The organism is Mesorhizobium sp. M0761 (assembly GCF_040320205.1).
Classification (GTDB): Bacteria; Pseudomonadota; Alphaproteobacteria; order Rhizobiales; family Rhizobiaceae; genus Mesorhizobium.
Map to the genome: position 1 here is coordinate 1 of NZ_JAMYPF010000043.1, position 2500 is coordinate 2500.

General features: G+C 54.8%; 2 rRNA genes (1 of these 2 cut by a window edge). Both read right to left on the minus strand.

Annotated elements, in window-relative coordinates:
• Positions 1–254: 254 nt before the first annotated feature.
• A 5S ribosomal RNA gene (rrf, locus tag NKI32_RS31395) occupies positions 255–369 on the minus strand.
• Between the two features lie 201 nt (positions 370–570).
• Positions 571–2500 (minus strand): 23S ribosomal RNA (locus NKI32_RS31400) (it continues 872 nt past the right edge of the window).

Consider the following 2500-nt stretch of genomic DNA (forward strand, 5'->3'; position numbering starts at 1 on the left):
CTCCAGGGCAAGCTCTTGCTTGCTCCGGACTCTCCAGGGCAAGCTCTTGCCTGCTCCGGATCTGAAGCAAGCGTTTGCTTGCTTATCTGGACGTAAGCCTGGGCCTATGAACAGGATGGCTTACAGATAGGTATATGGCTGACCAAATGAAAGGGCCGCTTGCGCGGCCCGTGATCCCTTGGCGGGCCTTTTCGTAGAGAGAAGATTTCAGTTTCATCCGGTTTGCGGATGAGAGTTCAACGTGCGTTTTGCAGACCTGGCAGCGACCTACTCTCCCGCGTCTTGAGACGAAGTACCATCAGCGCTGGAGCGTTTCACGGCCGAGTTCGGAATGGGATCGGGTGCAGCCGCTCCGCCATAACCACCAGGTCGGCAAAACGCACGTTATATCGAGAAGCTGTTTTTTCGTGCCAAGGCGACGTTTGTGTTTTGCTTACGGGCGTAAGCCCGCAAGCGCGACTGCGCGTCGCCGGTTTTCCGGCGCCCTCGCGGAGCATAGGCCCTGTAAGGGCCGCTCATGCGTGAGCGCTGGTCAGATCATCGTGTTCACGATGAGCATAAGGAATGAGAACGATCAAGCCGATCGAACTATTAGTACCGGTAAGCTTCAAGCGTTGCCGCTCTTCCACACCCGGCCTATCAACGTGGTCGTCTTCCACGGTTCTCAGGGAATACTCGTTTTAAGGTGGGTTTCCCGCTTAGATGCCTTCAGCGGTTATCCCGTCCGGATATAGCTACCCTGCTATGCGGCTGGCGCCACAACAGGTCCACCAGAGATCCGTCCATCCCGGTCCTCTCGTACTAGGGACAGATCCTTTCAATATTCCTACACCCACGGCAGATAGGGACCGAACTGTCTCACGACGTTCTGAACCCAACTCACGTACCGCTTTAAATGGCGAACAGCCATACCCTTGGGACCTGCTCCAGCCCCAGGATGCGATGAGTCGACATCGAGGTGCCAAACAACCCCGTCGATATGGACTCTTGGGGGTCATCAGCCTGTTATCCCCGGCGTACCTTTTATCCGTTGAGCGATGGCCCTTCCACGCGGGACCACCGGATCACTATGACCGACTTTCGTCTCTGCTCGACTTGTCAGTCTCGCAGTCAGGCAGGCTTATGCCATTGCACTCAGCGAACGATTTCCGACCGTTCTGAGCCCACCATCGCGCGCCTCCGTTACTCTTTAGGAGGCGACCGCCCCAGTCAAACTACCCACCATACATTGTCCCGGACCCGGATAACGGGCCGCGGTTAGACATCCATAGTAATAAGGGTGGTATTTCAAGGGTGGCTCCACCTGAGCTGGCGCCCAGGTTTCAAAGCCTACCACCTATCCTACACATGCCACTACGAATGCCAATGTAAAGCTATAGTAAAGGTGCACGGGGTCTTTCCGTCTAACCGCAGGAACCCCGCATCTTCACGGGGAATTCAATTTCACTGAGTCTATGCTGGAGACAGCGGGGAAGTCGTTACGCCATTCGTGCAGGTCGGAACTTACCCGACAAGGAATTTCGCTACCTTAGGACCGTTATAGTTACGGCCGCCGTTTACTGGGGCTTCGATTCAGAGCTTGCACCCCTCCTCTTAACCTTCCAGCACCGGGCAGGCGTCAGACCCTATACGTCGTCTTGCGACTTCGCAGAGCCCTGTGTTTTTGATAAACAGTCGCTACCCCCTGGTCTGTGCCACCCTCCTCTACTTGCGTAGAAAAGGGTCACGCTTCTTCCGAAGTTACGCGTGCAATTTGCCGAGTTCCTTCAGCATAGTTCTCTCAAGCGCCTTGGTATACTCTACCTGACCACCAGTGTCGGTTTCGGGTACGGTTTATAAGGAGGAGCTATTTCCTGGAACCGCTCCGCTGCCCGTTCAATCCGATAAGATTGGACAACTTGTGCGATCCGTCACTACCTCCAAGCCCACGAATATTAACGTGGTTCCCATCGACTACGCGTTTCCGCCTCGTCTTAGGGGCCGGCTAACCCTGCTCAGATTAGCTTTAAGCAGGAACCCTTGGTCTTTCGGCGGGGGAGTCTCTCACTCCCCTTACGTTACTCATGTCAGCATTCGCACTTCTGATACCTCCACCACCCCTCACGGGTATGGCTTCGTCAGCTTACAGAACGCTCCGCTACCGCTTGGCCCTTGCGGACCAAACCCTAAGCTTCGGTGTATGGCTTTAGCCCCGTTACATTTTCGGCGCAAAGACCCTTATTTAGACCAGTGAGCTGTTACGCTTTCTTTAAATGATGGCTGCTTCTAAGCCAACATCCTGGTTGTTTTGGGATCCTCACATCCTTTCCCACTTAGCCATAACTTGGGGACCTTAGCTGTAGGTCAGGGTTGTTTCCCTTTTCACGACGGACGTTAGCACCCGCCGTGTGTCTGCCGACTAGTACTCCCAGGTATTCGGAGTTTGGTTAGGTTTGGTAATCCGGTGAGGACCCCTAGCCCATCCAGTGCTCTACCCCCTGGGGTATTCGGTCGACGCTCT